The organism is Curtobacterium sp. Csp2 (assembly GCF_013347165.1).
In genome coordinates, this window is the sequence record NZ_CP054593.1 from 1317553 (window position 1) to 1342445 (window position 24893).

28 protein-coding genes and 1 pseudogene are annotated in these 24893 nt (G+C 72.2%); 16 read left to right on the forward strand and 13 right to left on the reverse strand.

Translation table 11 applies throughout. The annotated features are described in order from the left end of the window. Position 1: 1 nt before the first annotated feature. From HUN59_RS06585 to upp, 5 genes are all read right to left on the reverse strand, one after another. The gene (locus HUN59_RS06585) at positions 2-1453 is read right to left on the reverse strand and encodes a serine hydrolase domain-containing protein (protein WP_174777908.1); all 1452 of its coding nucleotides are present in this window, start codon (positions 1451-1453) and stop codon (positions 2-4) included. Then, positions 1450-2799: a cryptochrome/photolyase family protein gene (locus HUN59_RS06590; RefSeq protein WP_174777909.1), complete on the reverse strand. Its 1350-nt coding sequence runs from the start codon at positions 2797-2799 to the stop codon at positions 1450-1452. Before HUN59_RS06590 ends, HUN59_RS06585 begins: the two co-directional genes overlap by 4 nt. Then, entirely contained in the window at positions 2796-3302 is a 507-nt protein-coding gene (locus tag HUN59_RS06595; protein ID WP_174777910.1) for a MarR family winged helix-turn-helix transcriptional regulator, read from the reverse strand. The genes HUN59_RS06590 and HUN59_RS06595 overlap by 4 nt, the downstream gene beginning before the upstream one ends. Before the next feature lie 288 nt (positions 3303-3590). Continuing rightward, a complete protein-coding gene (locus HUN59_RS06600) occupies positions 3591-4361 on the reverse strand; it encodes a winged helix-turn-helix domain-containing protein (RefSeq protein ID WP_174777911.1) in 771 nt (256 codons plus the stop codon). Positions 4362-4887: 526 nt separating this feature from the next. Beyond that, on the reverse strand, positions 4888-5523 hold the full coding sequence (gene upp / locus HUN59_RS06605) for a uracil phosphoribosyltransferase (protein WP_058741917.1): 636 nt from the start codon (positions 5521-5523) through the stop codon (positions 4888-4890). Between the two features lie 75 nt (positions 5524-5598). Between upp and HUN59_RS06610 the strand changes: the two genes are divergently transcribed. Continuing rightward, positions 5599-5949, forward strand: coding sequence for a nucleoside deaminase (locus HUN59_RS06610; RefSeq protein WP_174779405.1), 351 nt, complete (start codon positions 5599-5601; stop codon positions 5947-5949). A gap of 70 nt (positions 5950-6019) precedes the next feature. Here the strand turns inward: HUN59_RS06610 and HUN59_RS06615 are convergent. The 3 genes and pseudogenes from HUN59_RS06615 to HUN59_RS06625 form a co-directional block, all read right to left on the reverse strand. Then, positions 6020-6298 (reverse strand): annotated as a pseudogene (locus HUN59_RS06615) (nucleoside deaminase); the annotation flags it as partial. A gap of 1 nt (position 6299) precedes the next feature. Next, the gene (locus tag HUN59_RS06620) at positions 6300-6677 is read right to left on the reverse strand and encodes a hypothetical protein (RefSeq protein ID WP_174777912.1); all 378 of its coding nucleotides are present in this window, start codon (positions 6675-6677) and stop codon (positions 6300-6302) included. 49 nt (positions 6678-6726) lie between these two features. Then, positions 6727-7683, reverse strand: a complete 957-nt coding sequence (locus HUN59_RS06625; protein ID WP_174777913.1) for a cation diffusion facilitator family transporter — start codon at positions 7681-7683, stop codon at positions 6727-6729. A 74-nt stretch (positions 7684-7757) separates the two neighbouring features. Between HUN59_RS06625 and proC the strand changes: the two genes are divergently transcribed. Then, a complete protein-coding gene (gene proC, locus HUN59_RS06630; RefSeq protein ID WP_174777914.1) occupies positions 7758-8588 on the forward strand; it encodes a pyrroline-5-carboxylate reductase in 831 nt (276 codons plus the stop codon). 96 nt (positions 8589-8684) lie between these two features. Here the strand turns inward: proC and HUN59_RS06635 are convergent, their stop codons facing one another. Then, on the reverse strand, positions 8685-9392 hold the full coding sequence (locus tag HUN59_RS06635) for a potassium channel family protein (RefSeq protein ID WP_217507587.1): 708 nt from the start codon (positions 9390-9392) through the stop codon (positions 8685-8687). Continuing rightward, positions 9385-10818 (reverse strand): TrkH family potassium uptake protein, encoded by a 1434-nt coding sequence (locus HUN59_RS06640; protein ID WP_058741921.1) that lies wholly within the window; start codon positions 10816-10818, stop codon positions 9385-9387. Before HUN59_RS06640 ends, HUN59_RS06635 begins: the two co-directional genes overlap by 8 nt. 71 nt (positions 10819-10889) lie before the next feature. Between HUN59_RS06640 and HUN59_RS06645 the strand changes: the two genes are divergently transcribed. The 5 genes from HUN59_RS06645 to HUN59_RS06665 all read left to right on the forward strand — a co-directional run bounded on the left by HUN59_RS06645 (position 10890) and on the right by HUN59_RS06665 (position 12588). Next, positions 10890-11405: an ArsR/SmtB family transcription factor gene (locus tag HUN59_RS06645; protein WP_083519949.1), complete on the forward strand. Its 516-nt coding sequence runs from the start codon at positions 10890-10892 to the stop codon at positions 11403-11405. 126 nt (positions 11406-11531) lie between these two features. Next, on the forward strand, positions 11532-11729 hold the full coding sequence (locus tag HUN59_RS06650; protein WP_058741922.1) for a helix-turn-helix domain-containing protein: 198 nt from the start codon (positions 11532-11534) through the stop codon (positions 11727-11729). A 131-nt stretch (positions 11730-11860) separates the two neighbouring features. Further along, a complete protein-coding gene (locus HUN59_RS06655; protein WP_003792170.1) occupies positions 11861-11959 on the forward strand; it encodes a 30S ribosomal protein bS22 in 99 nt (32 codons plus the stop codon). An 84-nt stretch (positions 11960-12043) separates the two neighbouring features. Then, positions 12044-12298, forward strand: coding sequence for a glutaredoxin family protein (locus HUN59_RS06660; protein ID WP_058741923.1), 255 nt, complete (start codon positions 12044-12046; stop codon positions 12296-12298). Beyond that, positions 12295-12588, forward strand: coding sequence for a Dabb family protein (locus HUN59_RS06665; RefSeq protein WP_058741924.1), 294 nt, complete (start codon positions 12295-12297; stop codon positions 12586-12588). Before HUN59_RS06660 ends, HUN59_RS06665 begins: the two co-directional genes overlap by 4 nt. 122 nt (positions 12589-12710) lie before the next feature. Here the strand turns inward: HUN59_RS06665 and aspS are convergent, their stop codons facing one another. Together aspS and HUN59_RS06675 are read right to left on the reverse strand one after the other, a co-directional pair. Beyond that, positions 12711-14051 carry an aspartate--tRNA(Asn) ligase gene (aspS, locus tag HUN59_RS06670; protein WP_174777915.1) on the reverse strand — a complete coding sequence of 447 codons (1341 nt, stop codon included), beginning with the start codon at positions 14049-14051 and terminating at the stop codon, positions 12711-12713. 190 nt (positions 14052-14241) lie between these two features. Continuing rightward, on the reverse strand, positions 14242-14643 hold the full coding sequence (locus HUN59_RS06675; RefSeq protein ID WP_174777916.1) for a helix-turn-helix domain-containing protein: 402 nt from the start codon (positions 14641-14643) through the stop codon (positions 14242-14244). Between the two features lie 40 nt (positions 14644-14683). Between HUN59_RS06675 and HUN59_RS06680 the strand changes: the two genes are divergently transcribed. The 6 genes from HUN59_RS06680 (at position 14684) to ccsB (ending at position 21016) form a co-directional block, all read left to right on the forward strand. Continuing rightward, the gene (locus HUN59_RS06680) at positions 14684-16174 is read left to right on the forward strand and encodes a SulP family inorganic anion transporter (protein ID WP_058742566.1); all 1491 of its coding nucleotides are present in this window, start codon (positions 14684-14686) and stop codon (positions 16172-16174) included. 67 nt (positions 16175-16241) lie between these two features. After that, on the forward strand, positions 16242-16898 hold the full coding sequence (locus HUN59_RS06685) for a histidine phosphatase family protein (protein WP_058742567.1): 657 nt from the start codon (positions 16242-16244) through the stop codon (positions 16896-16898). After that, on the forward strand, positions 16898-17509 hold the full coding sequence (locus HUN59_RS06690) for a TlpA family protein disulfide reductase (protein WP_174777917.1): 612 nt from the start codon (positions 16898-16900) through the stop codon (positions 17507-17509). Before HUN59_RS06685 ends, HUN59_RS06690 begins: the two co-directional genes overlap by 1 nt. A 45-nt stretch (positions 17510-17554) precedes the next feature. Next, the gene (locus tag HUN59_RS06695; protein ID WP_114849874.1) at positions 17555-18253 is read left to right on the forward strand and encodes a cytochrome c biogenesis CcdA family protein; all 699 of its coding nucleotides are present in this window, start codon (positions 17555-17557) and stop codon (positions 18251-18253) included. Positions 18254-18350: 97 nt separating this feature from the next. After that, entirely contained in the window at positions 18351-20030 is a 1680-nt protein-coding gene (resB, locus tag HUN59_RS06700; protein ID WP_174779407.1) for a cytochrome c biogenesis protein ResB, read from the forward strand. Positions 20031-20038: 8 nt separating this feature from the next. After that, a complete protein-coding gene (gene ccsB / locus HUN59_RS06705) occupies positions 20039-21016 on the forward strand; it encodes a c-type cytochrome biogenesis protein CcsB (RefSeq protein ID WP_174779408.1) in 978 nt (325 codons plus the stop codon). A gap of 262 nt (positions 21017-21278) precedes the next feature. Here ccsB and HUN59_RS06710 read toward each other — a convergent pair whose 3' ends face one another. Continuing rightward, positions 21279-22259 (reverse strand): o-succinylbenzoate synthase, encoded by a 981-nt coding sequence (locus HUN59_RS06710; RefSeq protein ID WP_174777918.1) that lies wholly within the window; start codon positions 22257-22259, stop codon positions 21279-21281. A 154-nt stretch (positions 22260-22413) separates the two neighbouring features. Between HUN59_RS06710 and HUN59_RS06715 the strand changes: the two genes are divergently transcribed. From HUN59_RS06715 to HUN59_RS06725, 3 genes are all read left to right on the forward strand, one after another. After that, on the forward strand, positions 22414-23079 hold the full coding sequence (locus HUN59_RS06715) for a hypothetical protein (RefSeq protein ID WP_174777919.1): 666 nt from the start codon (positions 22414-22416) through the stop codon (positions 23077-23079). A gap of 139 nt (positions 23080-23218) precedes the next feature. After that, positions 23219-24148, forward strand: coding sequence for a 1,4-dihydroxy-2-naphthoyl-CoA synthase (locus tag HUN59_RS06720; protein ID WP_174777920.1), 930 nt, complete (start codon positions 23219-23221; stop codon positions 24146-24148). Beyond that, the coding region (locus tag HUN59_RS06725) for an AMP-binding protein (protein WP_174779409.1) at positions 24148-24893 on the forward strand (746 nt) is incomplete at its 3' end. The genes HUN59_RS06720 and HUN59_RS06725, both read left to right, overlap by 1 nt.

Genomic DNA, 24893 nt, shown 5'->3' on the forward strand with positions numbered 1-24893 from the left:
TCTAGCGCTCGGTGGGCTCCGCGGTCACCGTCAGGGTCTGCACGAGTCCGACGGCGAGCGGCGCGAGCTTGATCTCGATGCGGAGGCGCCCGTTCGTCCCCGGCAGCCACCAGCGCAGCTGTGAGGGCACGGTCGCGTGCTCCTCGACGGGGTCCGCGTGCAGGTCGACACCGACGCGGGCGACGGCCTCAGCGAGTGCCCGCCGTCGCCGTTCGTACGGCTGGTCCATCGCGACGTTCGGGCTGCAGACGCGGTCGGCGAGGGCGTCGCCGGCGGGGTCCTGCGGGGCGTCGGCCCACTGCTGGAGCAGGGTGGTGACCGAGCGCTGGGCGTTCCGGGCGGCGGCGGCGGTCCGCTCGACGCCCGGTGCGACCGGGGCCGGCTGGCCCGGGATTCGTTCCAGCACGACGTCGAGCGCCCGGTCGGCGGCCGCGGAGACCTTGGCCTGCGTGGCGTTCTCGAACGCGACCACGCCGAGGCCGTGCTCGACGGACCAGCGCATGTGCGCGGAGAAGCCGGGGTAGCCGCCAGAGTGGCTGACGAGCTCACCGAACCGCGGGTCCTGCTCGACGAACAGCCCGAAGCCGTACGCGGTCGCCCGGGTCGAGGTCGGGACCACCGACGGTGGCACGACGCGCATCGCCTGCTGCATGAGCCGTCGATCGGCGGGGGAGAGCGGTCCGGGCTCCGGGGTGGTCGACGTCGCGGAGGCCAGGTGTCGTGCCCACCGGGCGAGGTCGCGGACGGTCGAGAACAGTCCGCCGATCGACGAGAACGCCCCGGGGCCGGTCATCGGCTGCGGGGTCCACGCCCCGTCGTCGTCGCGCTGCCCGGTCACCACGTACCCGCGGGCGTCCTCGGCGCGGAACACCGTGTCCTCCAGGCCGAGGGGTGCCAGCACGCGGCTGGTCGCGGCTTCGAGGAACGTCGTCCCGGCTGCGACGGCCACCGCGCGACCGAGCAGGGCGTACCCGGTGTTCGAGTAGGCGAACCGGGTCCCGGGTACCGAGTCGAACAGCAGCCCGCCCCGGAGCACGTCGTCGAGTTCCGCGTCGGCGATCGACTCCTGCCGGTCGGCCCACGGGTCGTCCGTCGGGAACCCGCCGGCCATGGTGAGGAGCATGCGCAGGGTCGGGACCGGGGCGTCCCGCGACGGCAGCGTGACCTCGGCGAACGCCGGGACCGCGTCGGTGATCGGGGCGTCCAGGTCGGCGCGGCCCTCGGCGACGAGCGTGAGGAGGGTCGCCGCGGTGACGCTCTTCGTGCACGAAGCGATGCGGTACACGGTGTCGGCGTCCGGTGCCCGACCGTCCCCGCGGTCGCCGTGCCCGCCGGAAGCGATGAGCCCGTCACGGTCGAACACGCCCCAGACGCTGCTCGGGGCCGTCCGGGCCGCGACGCGGTCATGGAACAGCGCGTCGACCTCGGCCAGCAGGTCGTCGGGCAGGCTCATCCGCGGCGCATCCGGTCGTAGGCGTCGAGGGCGCGCTGCCGGCTCGCCTTGAGGTCGACCATCGGCTCCGGCCGGTCCTCGTCCGCGGGGACCCAGCGGTGCACGTACTCACGGTGCGGGTCGAACCGCTCGAGCTGCCGGTCGGGGTTGAAGACGCGGAAGTACGGCGCCGCGTCGAACCCGGACCCGGCGACCCACTGCCAGTTGCCCGCGTTGTTGGCCGGGTCGGCGTCGACGAGGGTGTCCCAGAACCACTGCTCGCCGATCCGCCAGTCGACCAGCAGGTTCTTCACGAGGAAGCTCGCCGCCGCCAGCCGCACACGGTTGTGCATCGCGCCGGAGTGCCAGAGCTCCCGCATCCCCGCGTCGACCAGGTCGAAGCCCGTGCGGCCGTGCCGCCAGCGGTCGATCTCGTCCTGGTCGGCGTCGCGCCACGGGAAGGCGTCGAACTCACGGCGGACGTTCACGGTGGCGATGTCGTCGCAGTGGAAGTACTCGTTCCAGTTGAACTCGCGCCACGCGAGCTGCCGGAGGAAGGCCGGGGCCTGCCGACGCTGCTCGGGCTCGAGTTCGCCGTGCAGCCGGTGCCACACCTGGTACGGGCTGACCTCGCCCCAGCGCAGGTGCGGGGACAGGTCACTCGTCGCGGCCATCGCGGGCTCGTCGCGCTGGTCGTAGTCCTCGAGCGCGTCGTGGACGAACCGTTCGAGCTTCCGGTGCGCCCCGGCCTCGCCCGGCTCCCAGGCGTCGCGGAGTCCGCCGGCCCAGTCCGGAGCGGTCGGCAGCAGGGCCCAGTCGTCCAGGTCGTCGCCGTCCACGTCCGCCGGCGCCGGCAGGTCACGGGGCTTCGGCAGCGGGTGCCGGGGTTCGGGCATCGCCTGCGCCGCACGCCAGAACGGCGTGAAGACCTTGAACGGCTCGCCCTGCCCGGTCAGGACGGTCCACGGTTCCCAGAGCAGGTTCGCCGCGAAGCTGTGCGCCTCGGTACCGGCGTCGGTCAGGCCGCTCTTGATGCCGGCGTCCAGGTCGCGCTCGACCCGGCCGTAGCGACGGTTCCAGTAGACCGCGTCCGCACCGGCGTCACGGACCAGGGCCGGCACCACGTCGGCAGCAGCGCCCTTCCGGAGCACGAGTCGTGACCCTCGGTCCCGCAGCTCGCCGTCGAGCGCCGCGAGCGAGTGGTGCAGCCACCAGCGGCTCGCGGCCCCGACCGGTCGGATGCCGTCGGTCTCCTCGTCGAGGACGACCACGACCGTGACGGGTCCGCCGTGGTCGATCGCGGCACGGAGCGCGGGGTTGTCGGCGAGCCGCAGGTCCTCCCGCAGCCAGACGACCGCGCCGCTCATGCGTCCACCGTGGCCCGGTCGCGCGGGACGCGGGTGGAGCTCCGCCCCGGTGCGTCCGCCGCGACCCGGAGCTTGGTGCACAGGGCGGTCAGCGTCCGGAGCTCGTCGTCGTCGAGCCCGGCGCCGACCTGCTCCGCGATGGTCTGCGCGTGCTGCACGGCGACCGAGCGGTAGACGTCGAACCCGTGCGCCGTGAGGGCGACGATGACCCCCCGGGCGTCGCTCGGGTCCGGCTGCTTCTCGACGATGCCCTTCGACGCCAGGCGCTCGACGAGTCGGCTGACGCTCGGCTGGGTGAGCAGCAGGTGTCCGGTGAGCTCGCGCATCCGGCACCGACGGCCGGGCTGCGTCGACAGGTTGAAGCACACGTCGTACTCGTTGAACGAGATCTCCGCGCTCGGGAAGTCGGCGTTGAGCGCCCGCATGACCGTCACCTGCGCCCGGAACAGTGCTTCCCAGGCCGCGACGGCGGTCGCCTTGTCGCTGCGGCGTGACTCGTCCACGGTGCGGCCCCTTCGGTCGTGCGGTCAACCCACACTAGCGACGGAGCACGAGCGCGCCGTGCAGACGGGGGACACGCCCGCGGACGGGTCGGCGGACGCAACGAGGGCCGGTCGCCTTCTGGGCGACCGGCCCTCTCCCTTGCACCAAGAGTGTCCTGCAATCACATTCCGCAGCCAGTGCCACAGCAAACACTGTCTGCAAGAAGGATTGTATAACGGCGAGGTAACGGCGCGCCAGCGTGTGACCAGGTCGTTCGCTGCGAGTTCACCGGGAGGACGCCGAGCGGATCAGAAGAGGTCGGGCGAGGGCGTCGAGGCGTAGCGCACGGCGACGTCGGCGTGCCGGTCGAACCGGTAGCCGACACCACGCACGGTGCGGACGATCTCCTCGAAGGCTCCGAGCTTCGAACGGAGCCGACGGACGTGCACGTCGATCGTTCGCTCGTTCGGGGTCTCGTCCTCGCCGTCCGACCACAGGCCCTCGATGATGGCCGCGCGGTCGACGGTCTGTCCCTCGCGGAGGACGAGGAACTGCAGGAGCTCGAACTCCTTGTAGGTCAGGGGAGCGGCCTCGCCGTCGAGCGTGACCCGCTTCCGGGAGATGTCGATGACGACCCCGGTCTCCTCGGGCTCGGGCTTCTCGGCCTGCTTGCGCGCGGCGACGGCGGAGCGGTCCTGCAGGGCGAGCCGGACGACGTCGACGTCGCGGCCTCCGGAGCCCTCGGCGGCGACGGCCACCGCGGCGTACGTCTCCGAGGTCGGCACGAGCTGCGCGGTGAGGGCCTTGAGCTGCTCGACCACCGCGGCGAGCGAGGTGCCGGCGGCGGCGGCCTGCGCCTCGTCGATGCCGACGTACAGCGCGAAGCCGCGGGCTTCGGTGCCCTCGGGCAGCGACCGGTTGCGCTGCGGCGCGACGACCGGGCTGGTCGGGATGCCGTTCGGGACCGGCGGAGCGACCGGTGCGCGACGGGACCGGATGGGCGTCACGGTGCCGAGGTCCGTCGACACGGACGCGGGGGAGCGGTGAGCGGTGCGGGGCTGGGCGATGGTGAGCGACATGGCGGTTCTTCCGTGCGGGTTGCTGCGCTGCGTGCGGCGCGGCGGTGTCGAATGCGTCGGTCCGGGGTCGGCGGATCGCCGTGTCGCCCTGCGGTCCGGCGGTGGACCGGGGCCTTCCCGGGGGTACGGGTGCACCGTCTCGAGCACGGTCGCTGTCCGTCGCCGGACGCTGTGCGTCGTCGAGTCGGTGTCACCCGGGGATCACACGCTCGCGACCGGGGTGGTGTCGCGGGGGATCCGGCTGGAACGGGTACCGATCAGGCACACATTCGACAACGCATGACCGCCGTCGTCGGCATCATCGTGCCGACGGTCCCCACTGCCCCTCGGGAGGAGCACGTCTCGAGGACGCGGGTGGACGGGTTCGCAGTCATGGGACGAGTATCAGCGGTATACCAACCCCGTGTCAACCGTCCGTGCGGACGGTGCGTGGTCCGGCCCCCGGGATGCAGGACGCCCCCGGCCACGCGGGACCTCCTGCCTGGCGGCAGGGGCTCGCGCGATCGGGGGCGTCGCGTCGGTGGTGCTACTCGGCCAGCCCGTACAGGCGGTCGCCGGCGTCGCCGAGGCCCGGGACGATGTACCCGTTCTCGTCGAGCTTCTCGTCGAGGGCGCCGAGCACGATCGAGACGTTGCGGTCTCCGACGGCCTGCTCGACGGCGGCCAGGCCCTCCGGGGCGCCGAGGATGCACACGCACGTGACCTCCTCCGCGCCGCGGTCGAACAGGAAGTCGATCGCCGCCGCGAGGGTGCCGCCGGTCGCGAGCATCGGGTCGAGCACGAAGCACTGGCGGCCGGACAGGTCGTCGGGCAGGCGCTCGGCGTAGGTCTGGGGCTCGAGCGTGGTCTCGTTGCGCGCCATGCCGAGGAAGCCGACCTCGGCCGTGGGGACGAGCTTGACCATGCCCTCGAGCATGCCGAGGCCCGCGCGGAGGATCGGGACGACGAGCGGGCGGGGCTTCGCGATGGAGACGCCCATGGTGTGCGCCACCGGGGTGTCGATCGGCGTGGCCGTGACGCGGACGTTGCGCGTCGCCTCGTACGCGAGGAGCGTGACGAGCTCCTCGGTCAGGGCGCGGAACGTGGGGGACGGTGTGGTCCGGTCGCGGAGCACCGAGAGCTTGTGGGTGATGAGCGGGTGGTCGGCGACGTGGACTCGCATGGAGTCGAGCGTACCGTGCCGATGGGGCAGGATCGACGCGTGGAAGACCCCGCCGGCCGCCCGTTCACCGCCGCCATGGACCGTGCCCTCGCCGAGGCACGCGCGTGCCTGGCCACCGGTGACGTCCCGGTCGGGGCCGTCGTGCTCGACGCCGACGGCGCCGTCGTGGCGGTGGGGCGCAACGAGCGCGAGGCGCGGCAGGACCCGACCGCCCACGCCGAGGTCCTGGCGCTCCGGGCCGCGGCCGCGGTCACGGGGGACTGGCACCTCGCGGAGCACACGCTCGTGGTGACGCTGGAGCCGTGCCCCATGTGCGCCGGTGCCGCGCTCGCCGCCCGGGTGCCGCGGATCGTGTTCGGGGCGTGGGACCCGAAGGCCGGGGCGCTGGCGATCATCAACGTGCTCGTCGCGGTGCTCTGGAAGTAGGGCGCTCCGCGGTCCGCGGTTCGTGGTCCGCGGTCCGCGGTCCGCGGTCCGCGGTCCGCGGTCCGCGGGGTCAGCGTCGTTCGCGGAAGAACGCGTCGAGCAGTGCGGCGCAGGCCGCCTCCCGCACGCCGCCGACGACCTCGGACCGGTGCGGCAGCCGGCGGTCCCGCGCGATGTCGTAGACGCTCCCCGACGCCCCGGCCTTCGGGTCCCACGCCCCGAACACGATCCGCGGCACCCGGGCGGCGAGCGCGGCACCGGCGCACATGGGGCACGGCTCCAGCGTCACCACGAGCGTGTGCTCCGCGAGGTGCCAGTCCCCCGTGACCGCGGCCGCGGCCCGGAGCGCCCTACTTCCAGAGCACCGCGACGAGCACGTTGATGATCGCCAGCGCCCCGGCCGAGTGGAAGAACGGCAGCGCGGCCTTCGCCTTCGCCTTCCCGGCGTCGGCCTGCTCCTGACGCGCCCGGGCGACGAGCGCCAGGACGAGCGCGACCACCGCGACCGCCAGCTTCACGCCGAGCTTCGCGTGGTTCGCCCCGCCGTCCGTCGTGGCGTCGAGGATGCCCATCATCGCGAGGCCCGTGACGAGCTGCGTGACGAGCCCGGTGATCATCCAACCGGTCTGGAACCCGCCCTTGCGGCGCACCTGCACGAGGAACGCGCCGATCACGGCCGCGAGGCCGAGGAAGTGCAGGATGAGCAGGACCGAGGAGAGCGCCGTCATGGACACGAGCCTGGCGGAACCGGGTGGCCCTCCGCCAGCAAGGCTGCCCTCAGTCGGCGGCGCGGATGACGATCGCCTCGGTCGGCGGTCGTGGTCCGGTCCGGAGCACGTCCGGCTCGACGTAGATCACCCGCGCTGCCGGGACCGCTACGCGGATCCGCTGCTCCACGGCGTCGATGCCCGCCGCGACGTCGCCGAGCCGCCGGTCGCCGTCGACGGCGACCTTCATGCCGACCATGAGCTCGTCCGGGCCGAGGTACAGGGTCTTGAGGTGCACGATCGAGTCGACCTCCGGCCCGTCGAGCGTCGCGGTCCGGATGCGTTCGACGTCGGCGTCGTTCGCACCCTCGCCCACGAGCAGGCTCTTCGTCTCGATGCCGAGCACGACCGCCACCGCGATGAGGAGCAGGGCGATCAGGATCGTGCCGACCGCGTCGAACACCCCGTTGCCGGTGACCACCGTCAGCCCGACGCCGAGCAGCGCGAACACCAGGCCGGTCAGGGCCGCCGTGTCCTCGAGCATGACGACGGGCAGCTCGGGCGCCTTCGCCCGGCGCACGAACTGCACCCACGACTGCGACCCCTTGTGCGGGCGGGCCTCGCGGAGCGCCGTGCGGAGCGAGAAGCCCTCGAGCCCGATCGCGACGACGAGCACGGCGACCGGCAGCCACCAGTTCTCGAGCGGGTGCGGCGCCGCGAGCTTCTCGAGCCCCTCGTACAGCGAGAAGACCCCGCCGACGGTGAACAGGATGATCGACACGACGAACGCGTACACGTACCGTTCGCGCCCGTGGCCGAACGGGTGCTCCTGGTCGGCGGCCTTCCGCGCACGCCGTCCGCCGAGCAGCAGCAGGAGCTGGTTCGCGGAGTCGGCGAGGGAGTGCACGCCCTCCGCGAGCATCGCCGCGGACCCGCTGATCGCCGCCGCGACGAACTTGACGATCGCGATCCCGACGTTCGCGGCCAGTGCGGCGAGGATCGCCCTCGTGCCTCCCGAAGCGCTCACAGGTGTCCCTTCTCCCGACGTGCCCCGATCCTAGGCGCGACCGGTGCGCGAGGTCGCTGGATAGGGTCGGGAGCATGACGATCGAACTGCCCCGCACCGCCATGCTCGGCGTCGGCTCCATGTCCGGCGCGGTCCTCGACGGCCTGCTCGCCGCGGGGCTCGACCCGGCGACCGTGACGCTCACGACGAAGTCCGAGGGCTCGGCTGCGGCACTGCGGGAGCGCGGGCTCGACGCCCTCGCCACCGACACGGACCCGGACGCCAACCGGCACGCGGTCCGCGGCGCCGACCTCGTGGTGCTCGGGGTCAAGCCGTACATGGTGGCCGACGTGCTCGACGAGGTCGCTGCGTCCCTGCACCCGGGCGCCGTGGTCGTCAGCGTCGCCGTCGGTACGACCACCGCCGCGATGGAAGCCCGCGTGCCCGCCGGCGTCCGCGTCGTCCGTGCACTGCCGAACACCCCGATCGGCGTCGGGCACGGCGTCACCGGCATCAGCGCCGGCGTGACCGCCGACGACGACGCGGTCGCGCTCGCGTCGTCCGTGTTCAGCGTCTCCGGGACCGTGCTCACCGTGCCGGAGGACCGCCTCGACGCCCTGTCCGCCGTCTCCGGTTCCGGACCCGCCTACGTCTTCCTGCTCGTCGAGCAGTGGCAGGAGGCCGCCGAGCGCCTCGGCTTCGACCACGACCAGGCCGCCGCGATGGTGCAGGGGACGCTCCGCGGCGCGGTCGAGCTGCTGGCAGCCTCCGGGCGGGAGCCCGCGGACCTCCGCCGGGCGGTCACCAGCCCGGCCGGCACGACCGAGCGCGCCGTCGCCGTCCTGCAGGACGCGGACCTCGCAGACACGCTGGAGCGCGCGTCGCGCGCGGCGATCGCACGGGCCGAGGAGATCGCGCGGTCCTGACGGCGCGCGGTCCCGGCCACGCGTCGCCGGCGGCGACGAGCACCGGACGGGAGGCTCGTGGCGGGCCCCGCCACGAGCCTCCAGGCCGTCAGCGGGTCACTCGAGCGCCGCGAAGCGTTCCAGGTCCGTCTCGGTGCCGGAGACGATGATCACGTCGTCCTCGCCGATCACGCTGTCCGGCGTCGCCGGCACGAACGCCCGCCCCGGCGACTTGATGCCGAGCACGGTGAGTCCGTGCCGCGTGCGGATGACCGTCGTGGCGAGGTCCTTGCCGCGCACCGCGCGGGGCGGGTGCATCTTGACCACCGCGAAGTCGTCGTCGAACTCGATGAAGTCGAGCATGCGTCCCGAGACCAGGTGGGCGGTCCGCTCGCCGGCCTCGCGCTCCGGGTAGACGACGTGGTTCGCGCCGATGCGGGACAGGATCGTGCCGTGCGACCGGCTGACGGCCTTCGCCCAGATCTGCGGGATCCCGAGGTCGACGAGGTTCGAGGTGATGAGGACACTCGACTCCAGGTGCGAACCGACCGCGACCACGGCGATCGCGAAGTCCTGCGCGCCGATCTGCCGCAGGGCGTCGATGTCGGTGGCGTCCGCCTGCACCGCGTGCGTGACGCGGTCCGACCACTTCTGCACGAGCGCGGCGTCGGTGTCGACGACGAGGACCTCGCGGTTCTGGCGCTCGAGCTGCCCGGCGGTCGCGGCGCCGAAGCGGCCGAGGCCGAGGACGAGCACGGGGGCGTCGTGGCTCACGGCTCCGGTGACGGGGTGGGGCGCACGGCGGTCGGCGCGTCGGTCAGCCAACGATGGGCCTCTCTTCGGGTCGGCGGAACAGCTGCCGGCTCTGGCTGGCGGCCAGGGCTGCGGCGATCGTCACTGTACCGACCCGGCCGAGGAACATCGTGGCGGCGAGCACGTACTTGCCGGACTCGGGCAGCTCGGCCGAGATCCCGGAGGACAGGCCGCACGTGGCGAAGGCCGAGATGACCTCGAACAGCACGCGGTCCAGGGAGTCGCCGGTGATCTGCAGGAGCACGACGGTGGCGACGGCGACGATCGTCGCGCCCCACAGCACGACGGCGACGGCGACGCGGAGGACGTCGCTCGGGATGCGGCGGCCGAACGCCTCCATGCTGCGGCGGCCCCGGGCCTCGGCGACGGCGGCGAGGAACAGCACGGCGAGGGTCGTCACCTTGATGCCACCGGCGGTCGAGGCCGAGCCGCCGCCGATGAACATGAGCATGTCGGTGACGAGCAGGCTCGCGCCGTGCATCTGCTCGACGTCGATCGTCGCGAAGCCGCCCGAGCGGGTCATCGTCGAGAAGAAGAGGGCCTGGAACGCCGTGTGCCCGGCGCCCTCGGATCCGAGCGTGCGGGGGTTCGAGGCCTCGAGCGCGATGTAGACGACGGCGCCGAGGAGCAGCAGGACCGCACTCGTGGTCAGCGTGAGCTTGACGTGGATGGGCCACCGCCGCGGGGAGCGGAGCTGCTTGGTGAGCGTCCGGATGACCGGGAAGCCGATCGACCCGAGGACGACGGCGACCATGAGGAGCGACAGGAACCAGTAGTCGTGGGTGAACGGCGCGAGGCCGTCGGCGTTCGGTGCGAACCCCGTGTTCGTGAACGCCATCGCCGCGTAGTAGAAGGAGTCGCCCACCGCCGTCCAGAACGGGTACCCGGCGACGAGCACGGACGGCAGGAGCAGGAGCCCGACGGCGATCTCGATCGTCAGCGTGCTCACCGCCACCGTCAGCAGGAGCGTGCCGACCTCGCCGAGCCGGACCGCCTGGCCCTCGGGGACGGCGCCGTGGTGGGTGCGGAGCGGGTTCGAGTCGCCCGCGGCGATGAGCTTCGCGCGGAGCCCGAGCCGACGGGTCACCACGAGCCCGAGGATCGACGCGAAGGTCAGGACCCCGACGGCGCCGATCTGCGTGCCGATCACCACGAGGGTCTTGCCGAACACCGACCAGTGCGTGGCCATGTCGACCGTGGCGAGTCCGGTGACGCAGACCACCGACGCGGCGGTGAACAGGGCGTCCGAGAAGTGCGTCGTCGTGCCGTCCGCCGAGGCCATCGGCGTCATGAACAGCAGCGTGAACAGGAACACCAGCGCGATGAAGACGAGGATCGCCAGTCGGGAGGGCGAGGACCTCAGCACCGCGGCGATCCGGCTCACCTGTCGCCGGGAGGCGCTCACCTGGGGCGGGAGCGGCTCGGTGCGGTCGAGCATCGTATGCCTCCGGGGACATGGGCGGGACAGCGGTCATGGTACATCCGTGCCCGCCCGACTAGCCTTGCCGCATGGCCGACATCTTCACCGTCGTGGCGGACCCGACCCGGCGCGAACTGCTCGGTGCGCTGCTCGCCGCGTACGGGTCGGACAGCACCGGCGGCGAACTCAGCGTCGGGCAGCTCGTCACGAAGCTCGGCGTGAGTCAGCCGACCGTGTCGAAGCACCTCCGGGTCCTGCGGGACAACGGCCTCGTCTCCACGCGCGAGGAGGGTCAGCACCGCTTCTACCGTCTCGACCCCGAGCCCCTCGTCCGGCTCGAGGAGTGGGTCGTCCCGTTCACCGGCGCGGTGGACGCCGACGGCACCCCCGCCACGACGGCCTGGACGCTCGACGGCCAGCCGGTCTCGATCCGCCGCAACGGCACCGCCGGCAAGGCCACGGTCGAGGTCGGCACGGAGCTCGGCCGCGTGATGGCCGAGGCGTCCTACCGCGCGACCGCGGCGTTCAGCGGGGCGCAGCAGGGCTGGGAGCGCGTCGTCGAGAGCAGTCGGAAGCGCTTCACCCGACGGGGCGAGGACGACTGACGTCACGGTTCGGCCCCGAGCCTCGGAAGTGCCTGGACACGTCGTCCCGTCGGCCCCTACAGTTACCAGAGACCACACAGGTCACACCCATCCCGCGCGGGAGCGCGGGTCACCCGAAGGACCACCATGAGCGGCAGTTTCGACGACGTGCGCTTCCTCACCGTCGCAGAGGTTGCCGAGATGATGCGGGTCTCCAAGATGACGGTCTACCGGATGGTGCACGCCGGTGAGCTGCCCGCGATCCGCTTCGGCCGGTCGTTCCGCGTCCCGGAGTCCGCGGTCGCCGACGTCCTGCGCGGCGGCGGGGTCGCCGACGTCGGCTAGCGCCCGTCCGCCCGGCCACGCCGCTCGTTCGACAGGACCGCTGCGCTCCGCTAGACTCGGCCGGGTTGATTTTCCGCGGTCTCTTCGGGCCCGGTGTCCACACATCAGCATCGTTCCGAGCGAGGTCCACTATGGGTTCTGTCATCAAGAAGCGTCGCAAGCGCATGGCGAAGAAGAAGCACCGCAAGCTCCTTCGCAAGACGCGCCACCAGCGTCGCAACAAGAAGTAAGTCCAGTACTTGCACCCGAAGCCCCGGTCCGCCGGGGCTTTCGTGTGTCCGCGCGCCGGTTCCCCTGCGGGCTAGGGTGATGACATGCCCGCCGTGACCCTGTTGACGAAGCCCGGCTGCCACCTCTGCGACGACGCCCGACCCATCGTCGAGCGGGTCGTGGCCGACCACCCCGGCACCACCCTGCAGGAGCGGTCGATCCTGGACGACGACGCGCTGCGCGAGCAGTACGCCGAGGACATCCCGGTCGTCCTGGTCGACGGGCGGGTCCACAGCAACTGGCACGTGGACGCCGACCGGCTCCACCGTGCCCTCGAGAAGGCCGAGGCCCGCGCATGATCCACCACGTCGTCTCCTGGACCCTGCGGGAGGACCTCGACCGCTCGGCGTCGATCGACCGTATCCGCGAACTGCTGACCGGCCTGGTCGGCACCGTCGACACGATCCGGTCCCTCGAGGTCGTCGAGAACGTCGCCTACCCGGGGAAGAACCAGGACGTTGCGGTCGTCGCGACGTTCGACGACCTCGTCGGGCTGGACGCGTACCAGGTGCACCCCGACCACCAGGCGGCGGCAGCGGAGATCCGAGGACTCGTCACGTCGCGGGCGGCCATCGACTGGGAGCGGTGATCCGCGCCTCCCGTCCGAGCACGACCAGCCCAGACACGCGACCAGCCGGGACCGTCCCCGGTCCTGGACACCAGAACGGCCACCCTCCTGCAGGAGGGTGGCCGTTCTCGTGTCGCCGGTGCCTACGGGGTGAGGCGCGTCGGGCCGCGGAACAGGTACGTGACCTCGCGGATCGACGGCTCGTGCAGCGCGAGCATGAGCACGCGGGCGAGGCCCATGCCGAAGCCGCCGTGCGGCGGGACGCCGTAGCGGAAGAAGTCGAGGTACCAGTCGATCTCGGCGGTGTCGAGACCCTTCTCCTCGGCCTGCGCCGCGAGGCGCTCGACGCGGTGCTCGCGCTGCGCGCCGGTGGAGATCTCGGCGCCGTTGAACAGCAGGTCGTAGCTGTTCGTGAGCGTCGGGTCGTCCTCGTGACGCATGTGGTAGTACGGCCGGATCGTGGCGTCGTAGTCGGTGACGAACACGAACTCCGAGCCGTGCGTCTCCTTCGCCCAGGCGCTCACGCGGCGCTCGCCCTCGGGGTCCAGGTCGCCGTCGGCGCGCACGACCTCGTAGCCGCTGTCGGCGACGATCTTCCGGGCCTCGGCGAGGGTGACGCGGGGGAACGGGGCGGTCGGCACGACGAACTCGAAGCCGAAGACCTCCTCGATCTCCTTGCCGTACTTCTCCTTGACGGCGGTGAAGCCGGCGACGAGCAGCTCCTCGTGCATGGCCATGACGTCGGCGTGCGACTCCACCCACGAGATCTCGGCGTCGACGCTCGTGAACTCGGTGGCGTGCCGACTCGTGAACGACGGGTCCGCGCGGAAGGCGTCGGCGATCTCGAACACCGCGCCGAAGCCGGCGGGCTGCGCCATCTGCTTGAAGTTCTGCGGCGACTGCGCCAGGTAGGCCGTCGTCTCGAAGTACTCGAGCTGGAAGAGCTCGGCGCGGGACTCCGACGCCGACGCCATCAGCTTCGGGGTGTGGATCTCGATGTAGTCGCGCTCGACCCAGTACGTGCGGAACGCGTGCTCCATCGTCGTCTGGATGCGGAAGATCAGGTTCTGCTTGCGGTTGCGCAGGTCCAGGAACCGCCAGTCGAGACGCTTGTCCAGGGACGAGTCGTCGGCGATCGGGGTCTCCGGGATCGCGGCGCTCACCACCTCGAGCGAGCCGACCTTGACCTCGAGCCCGCCGAGCTTCACGCGCTCGTCGTGCTTCAGGGTGCCGCGCACGTGCACGAAGGTGCCGTGGGCGAGACCGGAGATCGCGTTCGTGATGCCGAGGGCGGCCTGGGCGGCGTCGTCGCCGTCCTCCGCCTCGCGCGTGGCCGGGTTCACCAGCTGCGCGGCACCGGTCTCGTCGCGCAGGACGACGAACTGGACCTTCTTCTGGTCACGGACGGTCTCCACCCATCCGGCGACGGCAACGGGGCCGTCGGGGAGGGCGGCGAGGTCGGCGATACGGGTGCGTTCGATCACGGTCGTCGAGTCTACGGCCTCCTCCACAGGGAGGGTTCCGCGGGTGGTCCTCCACAGGTCCGGACGGGAGGCACGGGTCGGGTCCGCCTGGTCCGTAGCGTCGGGTGCGTGGTCGGGTCGCGAGTCGAGAGGGGGCCCCGGTGACGGCAGGGGGAGTGGGGCTCGCGGCCTGGCCGCCCCTCGCGGGGCATCAGGGGAGCGAGGCGCGGAGGATGCTCAGCGTCCCGATGAACTCCTCCGCCATGCCGGCACGCTCGACGAGCTTCGCGTGGCGAGCCCGGGCGTCGTCCAGGAACGCGTCGAGTCGGGCGGCGCGGGTCCTGGCATCGTCCGGGTCGGCGTCGCGCAGGCCGTCGACGACCCGGAGCAGCTCGGCCATCTCGTCGAGGGTGAACCCGAGGGGCTTCATCCGTCGGATCACGAGCAGGCGCTCGAGGTCGTCGCCCGTGTAGACGCGGAAGCCCCCGGTGGTGCGGCCGCTCGGGACGAGGAGCCCGACCTCGTCGTAGTGCCGGATCGTCCGGAGGGACATCCCCGCACGCTCGGCCAGCTCGCCGATGTGCATGGTCGCAGGGAGGCCGGCATCGTTCATGGTCCAACCCTACCCTCACGTGAGGGTAGGGTTGCCTTCGATGACCGTGCTCACCCATGCCCCCACGCCGCCGCGCGTCCTCGATGCCCTCCGATCGCCGCGGATGCTGACGCGCGAGGTCCTCGCCGGCGTCGTCACCGCGCTCGCCCTGATCCCCGAGGCGATCTCGTTCTCGGTCGTCGCCGGCGTCGACCCCGCCGTCGGGCTGTTCTCGAGCGTCGTCATCGCCGTGGTGATCGCCTTCGTCGGCGGTCGCCCCGCGATGGTCTCGGCCGCCGCAGGGTCGGTCGCCCTGGTGATCGCTCCGCTCGTGCGCGACCACGGGATCGCCTACCTCGTCCCCGCGGTGGTGCTCGGCGGCGTGTTCCAGCTCGTCCTCGGGTTCCTCGGGGTCGCACGGCTGATGCGCTTCATCCCGCGGAGCGTCAACGTCGCGTTCGTGAACGCGCTGGCCATCCTCATCTTCACCGCGCAGCTGCCGAACCTGTTCGGCGGGGACGTGCCCGTCGTGGTGTGGCCGCTCACCGCGCTCGGCGTCGGCATCGTCGTCGGGTTCCCGTTCCTCACGAAGGCCGTCCCCGCGCCGCTCGTCGCCGTGGTCGTCGTCACGGCGATCACGATCGTCTTCGGCATCGCCGTGCCGACCGTCGGCGACGAGGGGGCCCTGCCGACGGCACTGCCCGGCTTCGGCGGGATCACCGTCCCGATCACGTTCGAGACGCTGCAGATCGTCGCGCCGTACGCGTTCGGCGTCGCGATCGTCGGACTCATCGAGACACTCCTCACGGCACAGCTCGTCGACTCGATCACCGAGACCCGGTCGAGCGCCTGGCGGGAGTCCTGGGGGCAGGGCATCGCGAACATCGCGTCCGCGTTCTTCGGCGGCACGGGCGGCTGCGCGATGATCGGCCAGACGGTCATCAACGTGAAGACCGCCGGCGCGCGCACCCGGATCTCGACGTTCGTGGCCGGCGTCTCGGTGCTCGTGCTGACGATCGTGCTGCACGACCTGGTCGCGCAGATCCCGATGGCGGCGCTCACCGCCGTGATGCTCATGGTGTGCGTCGCGACCTTCGACTGGCACAGCATCCGACCGCGCACCCTTGGGCGGATGCCGCTCGGCGAGACCGCCGTCATGCTGATCACGGTCGTGGTGGTCGTCGCGACCGACAACCTCGCCACCGGCGTGCTCGTCGGGGTGGTCGTCGCCGCACTCGTCTTCGCGCGGCGGGCGGCGCACCTCGTCACGGTCGTGCGGGAGCCGGTGGACGAGCGCACCGTCCGCTACCGGGTCCGCGGCGCGCTGTTCTTCGCGTCGTCGAACGACCTCGTCACCAGGTTCTCGTACGCCGAGGACCCCGAGCACGTCATCGTCGACATGAGCGACGCGCACGTGTTCGACGCGAGCACCGTCGCCGCGCTCGACGGCGTGGAGCAGCGGTTCGCGAAGCACGGCTCGACGGTCGAGGTCGTGAACCTCAACACCGGGTCGGTCGCCCTGCACGGACGGTTGACGGGGCGCCTCGGCTGAACGTCCCCGCATCCGTGAATCCGCTGTGGGGCGGGTGGGAACAGCGGAGCGACCTAGACTGGAACCCATGCCCGCGACACGGATCCACCTCGTCCGGCACGGCGAGGTCCACAACCCGGGGCGAGTGCTCTACGGCCGTCTGCCCGGCTTCGGCCTGAGCGACCTCGGCGCCCGGATGGCCGCCGCTTCGGCGACCGCGTGGAAGGAAGCAGGCGTCGATGTTCGCCGGATCGTGGCGTCCCCGCTCCAGCGCACGCAGGAGTCCGCAGCGCCGTGGGCCGAGGCGTACGGGCTCGACGTCTCGCTCGACGAGCGCCTCATCGAGCCGACGAACCGGTACGAGGGGCAGCGTCCCGGCTTCACGAAGCGGTCGCTCGGTCGCCCGACGGAGTGGCCGTGGATCGCGAACCCGTTCCGCCCGAGCTGGGGCGAGGCGTACGAGTCCATCGCGAACCGCATGCTCGCCGCCGTCACCACGGCGTGGGAGAGCGTCGACGAGGGCGACGTCGTCCTCGTGAGCCACCAGCTGCCGATCTGGACGGTGCACCGCAAGCTCGCGGGGGAGCCCCTGTGGCACGACCCGCGCAAGCGCCGGTGCGACCTGTCCAGCATCACGACCGTCGAGCGTGTGCCCGCCACCTCGTCCGGCCGCTTCACCGAGGTCGGGTACGCGGACCCGGCGCACGCGTTGCGCGGATCCGCCGTCGACGAAGGAGCTGTCTGATGTCCACCCGAACCCGGTTCGCCACCCTCGCGGCGACGGCGGTGATCGCCGCCGTGGCGCTCGCCGGGTGCTCGTCGTCGAACGACTCGCTGTCCAAGCAGTACGGCAGCGGGACCACGCAGAACTACATCTCCGGCGACGGCGCGGTGACCGAGGTCGCCGCCGACAAGCGCACCGACCCGGTCGAGTTCAGCGCGAAGGACTCCGACGGCGACACCATCTCGTCGAAGGCGCTCCGCGGCAAGGTCGTCGTCCTGAACTTCTGGTACGCCGGCTGCCCGCCGTGCCGTGCCGAGGCGAAGTACCTCAACCAGGTGCACGACCAGTACGCCGACCAGGACGTCGCCTTCGTGGGCGTCAACGTCCGGGACGAGGCCGGTACCGCCGCCGCGTTCGAGCGCACCTTCAAGGTCGACTACCCGAACGTGCTCGACGCGGGGACGGGCACGATGCAGCTCGCGCTCTCCGGGCAGATCGCCCCGAACGCCGTGCCCGCGACGATCGTGCTCGACAAGCAGGGTCGCGTCGCCGCCCGTGTGCTCGGCGCGGTCGACGGTCCGAGCATCCTGCAGACCCTGGTCGGCGACGAGCTGCACGGCAAGGCCTCCTGACCCGTGTCCGGCAACCCCTTCGCCGACGCGATCCTCAGCGGCCAGATGGTCGTCGCGCTGCCCGTGGCCGCGCTCGCGGGGCTCGTGTCGTTCCTGTCGCCGTGCGTGCTGCCGCTCGTCCCGGGCTACCTCGGGTACGTCGGCGGCGTCGCCGAGGGCGGGCAGCGTCGCGGGCGTGTGGTGCTCGGGGTGCTGCTGTTCATCCTCGGCTTCACCGCCGTGTTCGTCGCGTACACGACCGTCTTCGGTGCGCTCGGCTTCTGGCTCGTCCGCTGGCGCGACCTCATCACGCAGGTGCTCGGCGTCGTGGTCATCGCGATGGGGCTGGTCTTCGTCGGCCGGTTCACGTTCCTGCAGCGCACCCTCAAGCCGTCGTGGACGCCCGCGACGGGTCTCGTCGGCGCGCCGCTCCTCGGCATCGTGTTCGGCCTCGGCTGGACCCCGTGCCTGGGCCCGACGCTCGCCGCGATCAACCTGCTCAGCGTGCAGTCGGGCAGCGCCTGGCAGGGCATGTGGCTCGGCGTCGCGTACTGCCTGGGCCTCGGCGTCCCGTTCGTCCTCGTGGCGCTCGGCGCCGGCTGGGCCACCGGGGCGATCCGCGCCGTCAAGCGCCACATGCGTGTCGTCAACATCATCGGAGGAGCGATCCTGATCGTCATCGGTCTGCTCATGGTCACCGGCATCTGGTCGGCCGTCATGTCGAGTCTCGGGGCGGTGATCCAGAGCTTTGTCCCCGCAGTCTGACCGCGACGCCGACGACACCGCCCGCGCCGACGCCCCAACGGACGCCACCGCGACCGACGCCACCGCACCCGACGACACCGTCTCCGGCGGCGACCCCATGCGACCGTCGGACCACGTCGACAGCACCGCCGCCGCGGCCGCGGACGACGCCGACGGCGGGGTGACGCAGCCGAAGCTCGGGTTCGTCGGCTACCTGCGCTTCTTCTGGCGGCAGCTGACCAGCATGCGGACCGCACTGTTCCTGCTCATGCTCCTCGCGCTCGCGGCGATCCCCGGCTCCCTCGTGCCGCAGCGGACCGCGGACCCGAACGGCGTCGTGCAGTACAAGGCCGACCACCCGCAGCTCTTCCCGGTGCTCGACACGCTCCAGGTCTTCGACACCTACACCTCGGTGTGGTTCTCGGCGATCTACCTGCTGCTGTTCGTGTCCCTCATCGGCTGCATCGTGCCGCGGACGAAGCACCACTGGCAGGCCCTCCGCACCCGCCCGCCGCGGACCCCGGTGCGGCTCGGTCGCCTGGCGGGCTACCGTTCCGTCCCGGTCGAAGCAGCGGCGCTCCGGGGCGACCGGACGACCGACGTGGGCGGTGCGACGGACGCGGCCACGAGCCTCCCGTCCGTCGACCACGCCGTGACGCGAGCCGCCGCGCTCCTGAAGCGGTCCGGCTACCGCGTCGAGCGCTTCGGCGACTCGGTCAGCGCGGAGCGCGGCTACCTGCGCGAGACCGGCAACCTCGTGTTCCACGCGGCCCTCGTCGGTGTGCTCGTCGCCGTCGGGCTCGGCGGTGGCTTCAGCTACACCGGACAGCGGCTGCTCGTCGAGGGCCAGACGTTCTCGAACGTCCTCGGCTCCTACGACTCGTTCAACCCGGGTCGCTGGTTCACCCAGTCCGACCTGCAGGGCTACAACCTGACGCTCGACAAGTTCACGACGACGTACGAGGAGCGCAACCTCGACGCCCTCGGCCAGGCGCTCGACTACTCGGCGACGATCACCGCACGTCAGAAGGACGGCCAGGAGCGCACGGAGCGCCTCGGCGTCAACGAGCCGCTGTCCATCGGCGGCACCAACGTGTACCTGCTCGGCAACGGCTACGCGATGCAGGTGACGGTGCGCGACGGCGACGGGAACGTGGCGTTCAAGGACGTCGTGCCGTTCCTGCCCGAGGACGCGAACTACACGTCCACCGGCGTCATCAAGGTCCCGGACGCGAAGCCGTCGCAGCTCGGCATGGTCGGGTTCTTCTACCCGACGGCGTCGAAGCTCGGCTCCGGTGCGTTCGCGAGCGCCTACCCGGACGCGCAGAACCCGCTGCTGACGCTGCAGGTCTACCGCGGCGACCTCGGGCTCGACAGCGGCGTGCCGCAGAGCGTCTACTCGCTCGACACGAGTGGGCTCGAGCAGATCGCCGGACGCCAGTCGAAGGCGGCGAGCATCGAGCTGAAGCCCGGGCAGTCGAAGGAGCTCCCCGACGGCACAGGCTCGATCACGTTCGACGGCGTCAAGCGCTACGTGTCCCTCGACGTGCACCACGACCCGTCGCAGCTCTTCGTCGCCGGCTTCGCGGTGCTCGCGGTGCTCGGTCTGCTCACCTCGCTGTTCGTCCCGCGCCGACGTGTGTGGGTGAAGGCGGTCCCGCGTCGCGGTGCGGAACACGGCGAGTACGACCTGGAGTACGCCGGGCTCGCCCGCGGCGAGGACCCCAACCTCGAACGAGCGGTCGCGGACATCGCTCGACGCCACCTGTCGGACCTCGGAGTTAGGATCCCTGCGTGAACCCGGACATGACGACCAACCTCGCGACCTACTCGGTCGTGCTGACCTACTCGGCGATCGCCGTGTACGTCATCGCGTTCATCGCGTTCGCACTGGACATGGCGAAGCGCTCGGGTGAGGTCACCGCCGCCGCTGCCGGGGCGTCCACCGCGGCGGCCGAGCGGACGGTCGCCACCGTCCAGGGCGGCACGGTCGTGCTCGAGAAGGTCGCCGAGTCGGCTGGTCGGTCGGACCGCGGCACGAAGTTCGAGCGCGTCGGCATGGCCGTGACGATCCTCGCGCTCGTGCTGCACGTCGGGGCGGTCGTCCTCCGGGGCATCGCGGCCGACCGTGTGCCGTGGGGCAACATGTTCGAGTTCTCGCTCACGGGCACGGCGCTCATCACGCTGATCTTCCTGCTCGTGCAGTTCTGGCAGAACCTGAAGTTCCTCGGTGTCTTCATCAGCGGCCTGACGATCATCCTGCTCGGCATCGCCACGGTGAACTACTACGTGCCCGTCCGGCCGCTCGTGCCGGCGCTCGAGTCGTACTGGCTCGTCATCCACGTGTTCGTGGCGATCGCCGGGACCGGGTTCTTCGCCCTCGGCGCCGGGCTCGCGGTGGCGCAGCTCGTGCAGACGTCCCGACAGAGCCGCGGTCTCGCGACCAAGCTGCGGTTCATGGAGACCCTGCCGGACGCCGACCGGCTCGAGGTCCTGAGCTACCGGGTCATCCTGGTCGGCTTCGTCCTCTGGACCTTCACGCTGATCGCCGGTGCCATCTGGGCCGAGCGAGCGTGGGGCCGCTACTGGGGCTGGGACACGAAGGAGGTCTGGACCTTCATCATCTGGACCCTCTACGCCGGGTACATCCACGCCCGTGCGACGCGCGGCTGGCGCGGGGCGCGCTCGTCCTGGCTGGCGCTCATCGGGTTCGCCGCGGTGATGTTCAACTTCGCCGTCGTGAACGTGTTCTTCAAGGGGCTGCACAGCTACTCGGGCCTGTGAGCCGTCGGGTGCTGTGACGGACCAGGATCCGTGACGGACGGGAGGCGCGGTGCCGGCTGGCACCGCGCCTCCTGTCCGTTGCGGGTGCTGCCCGGCGGTCGCGTGCTCGCGCGGACTCGGGTGCGCTCGAGCGGGCCACATCTGGGCCGCTCGACGTCGCCCGGCGACGGAATGCGCCCGCGCGGCGAACGCGCGCGGCGTGTCCTGCCCGCTCGGCGCCCGCTCGGCGCGCCACAAGGGCGCACGCGCCGCCGCCCGCGGGTCAGGCCGCGGCGAGCAGGGCGTGCGTCCGCCGGAGCCGGCCGAGCCACCACGCCCGGCGCTCCGGGGCCGCGGCGTGCCGCTCGAGCAGCTCGACCGACACCTCGGCCCGCCGGACGGCGACGCGCCCGCCGACCGGCAGGAGCGGAGTCGCGGTCACGTCGGCCTCGAACATCGCCGCCGTGCCGAGGCCGGCGGCGTAGCCCGGGGACATCGCCACAGCCGCGAGGAACGCCCCCATCCCGAGCCCGACAGAGGTGTCGAGCGCGCTGGACACCACGCAGGGCAGTCCGGCCTCCGCGACGACCCGCTGCGCAGCGGTCACGCCCCCGAGCGGCTGCGCCTTCACGACCAGGACGTCGGCAGCGCCGGCCCGTGCCACCGCGAGGGGATCGGCGGCGCGACGGACGCTCTCGTCGGCGGCGATCGCGACCCCGAGCCCGGAGGTCCGGCGGCGGAGGTCGGCGAGCTCGGGGACGGTCCGGACCGGCTGTTCGGCGTACTGCAGGTCGAGGGGTGCGAGGTGCTCGAGCGCCCGGACAGCCTGGTCGAAGGTCCACAGGCCGTTCGCATCGACCCGGACGGCGGCGTCCGGACCCATCACACGACGGACCGCGGCGACCCGGGCGACGTCGTCCTCCAAGGTCGTCCCGGGTTCGGCGACCTTCACCTTCGCGGTCGTGCACCCGGGGTAGCGGGCGAGGACCTCGGCGACGCGGTCGGCGGGAACGGCCGGGACGGTGGCGTTCACCGGGACGGAGTCGGCCGCCGGCTCGTGGTCGCTCCAGCCGAAGTCGATCGCCGCGCGGAGCCACGCGGTGGCCTCGGCGTCGTCGTACTCGACGAACGGCGAGAACTCGGTCCAACCGACGGGGCCGCGGAGCACGAGGGCCTCGCGGGTGGTGATGCCGCGGAAGCGCACCCGCATCGGCAGGGCGACGACGTGGGCGTCGGCGGTCAGGTCGGCGAGGTCGGGGAGCACGCTCCATCCTCCCGCAGGGACTGCGAGCGCGCTCGGGCCCCGCCGCAGGTCACGGTCCGGACACGTCCAGCGCGTCCGCCGGTTCCTCGGAGCGGACCGCCAGGGCCGGCCATTAGCATGCGACGGTCGGCCAGCGCCGACGCACGTGCACCACGTGACCGACCGCGTGCACGTGGACGACGTCGCGGCGATGACCGCGACGCACCCTGTGACGAATGGAGGGCCGGTGCCGCCGGAACCGCAGCAGCGCGCGCAGCGAGCGGCCGCGCCCGCGACGAGCGCGCAGCGGCGATCCGCCCCCGCACCGACCCGCACGACGCAGGACAAGCAGGTCCGCACGACGCAGGACAAGCAGGTCCGCACGGCGCCGGACAAGCAGCTCCGAGCCGCGCAGGGCAAGCAGGCCCGCGGGACCGCGAACCAGCGGGTGGGCGCCCGTCCGGCCGGGAGCGGCACGAGCGACTTCGAGCGCCTCATGCAGCGCAACACCGTCGACGCCCGGACCCTCGCGCAGCGGGCCCGCCGGCGCAAGAACCCGATGGCCGGCAAGATCGCCCTCGGCCTCGCGATCGTCTCGGCTGCGGTGGACGCCAGCGCCTTCGCGGTGTTCATGGGCGGCGACACCACCTTCGCGTTCGGCATCTGCTTCGTCGTGGTGTTCCTGACGCTGATCGCCGCGGTGCTCGGCTTCGTCGCCGCGGTCGGGTCGTTCGGCCGCTGGTACGGCGCGATCGGGGTCGTCCTGGCGTTCTTCGCGAACCCGGTGATCCTCATCGTCCTGCTGGTGGTGGTGGCGCCCGAAGCGCTCACCACCATGTGACCGGCCCGACGCACCACGAGCACGACGCACCACGAGCACGACGCACCACGAGCACGACGCACCACGACCACGACGCGGCCCGACGCACCACCAGCACGAGCACGACCGCCCGCCCGGGCTCCGGCGATACGGTGGAGGCATGCCCGCCCCCGTCTCCGACCTGTTCGACCCCGACGTCTGGACCGCGGCTCCGGTCGCGGAGCACTTCACCGACATCACGTACCACAAGCACGTGTCGCAGGGCATCGTCCGCGTCGCCTTCGACCGACCCGAGGTCCGGAACGCCTTCCGTCCCCGCACGGTCGACGAGCTGTACCGCGCCCTCGACGACGCCCGCCAGGACCCCCGCGTCGGCGTCGTCCTGCTCACCGGCAACGGCCCGAGCCCGAAGGACGGCGGGTGGGCGTTCTGCTCCGGCGGCGACCAGCGCATCCGTGGACGAAGCGGCTACCAGTACGTCGGCGACGAGGGTGCCCCGCCCGAGGGCGTCGACCCCGCCGCGGCGCAGGCGTCGATGGGCCGCCTGCACATCCTCGAGGTGCAGCGTCTCATCCGCATGATGCCGAAGGTCGTCATCGCGGTCGTCCCGGGCTGGGCGGCCGGCGGCGGGCACTCGCTGCACGCGATCTGCGACCTGACGATCGCGAGCGCCGAGCACGGGAAGTTCAAGCAGACCGACGCCGACGTCGGCTCGTTCGACGGCGGGTACGGCAGCGCCTACTACGCCCGCCAGATCGGCCAGAAGCTCGCGCGCGAGGTCTTCTTCCTCGCCGAGGAGTACTCCGCCCAGCGCGCCCACGAGATGGGTGCGGTGAACAAGGTGGTGCCGCACGCCGACCTGGAGCGCGAGGCCATCGCGTGGGGCGAGACGATCCTGGGCAAGTCGCCGACCGCGATCCGGATGCTCAAGTACGCCTTCAACGCGGTGGACGACGGGATGGTCGGCCAGCAGGTCTTCGCGGGCGAGGCCACGCGCCTCGCCTACGGCACTGACGAGGCGGTCGAGGGCCGCGACTCGTTCCTGCAGAAGCGCGAGCCCGACTGGACCGCCTTCCCCTGGCACTTCTGATGGCCCGCCCGCTGGTCGCGCTGGGGGCGTCCGACCCGTCGGCCGTGCTGCGCGGCCTGGAGGCAGCGCTCGCCGGCGGCCCCGCGCTGCTCCCCGTCGCGGAGGACGCCCCGGCCCTGCCGACCGCACCACCGTCCCACGTCGAGCAGCGGGTCGCCCTGGTCGTCGAGACGAGCGGCTCGACGGGGACCGGCAAGCGGGTGGCGCTGTCGTCCGACGCCGTCCTCGCGGGTGCGGCGGCCGCGGACGCGGCCCTCGGCGGACCGGGCGCGTGGCTCCTCGCGTTGCCGACGCACTACATCGCCGGCCTCAACGTCCTGACGCGGTCGATCACCGCCGGGACGACCCCGGTCGTGCTGCCCGTCGGCCACTTCGACCCCGCGGCCTTCGCGGACGCGGTGGACCGGCTCGACGTCGGTCCGGCCGACCCGCGACGCTACACCTCGCTCGTCCCGGTGCAGCTGGCGCGGGTGCTCGACGACCCCCGGGCGACCGCGGCCGCGGCGACGCTCGACGCTGTGCTCGTCGGCGGGCAGGCAACCCCGGTGCCCCTCCGCGAGCGTGCCCGTGCCGCCGGCGTCCGTGTCGTCACGACCTACGGCGCGAGCGAGACGAGCGGCGGCTGCGTGTACGACGGCGTTCCCCTCGGGCCGGTGCGGGCCGCGGTCGACGACGGGGAGCTGCTGCTCGCCGGGCCGGTGCTCGCCGAGGGGTACCTCGGCGACGACGAGCGGACGGCGCGCAC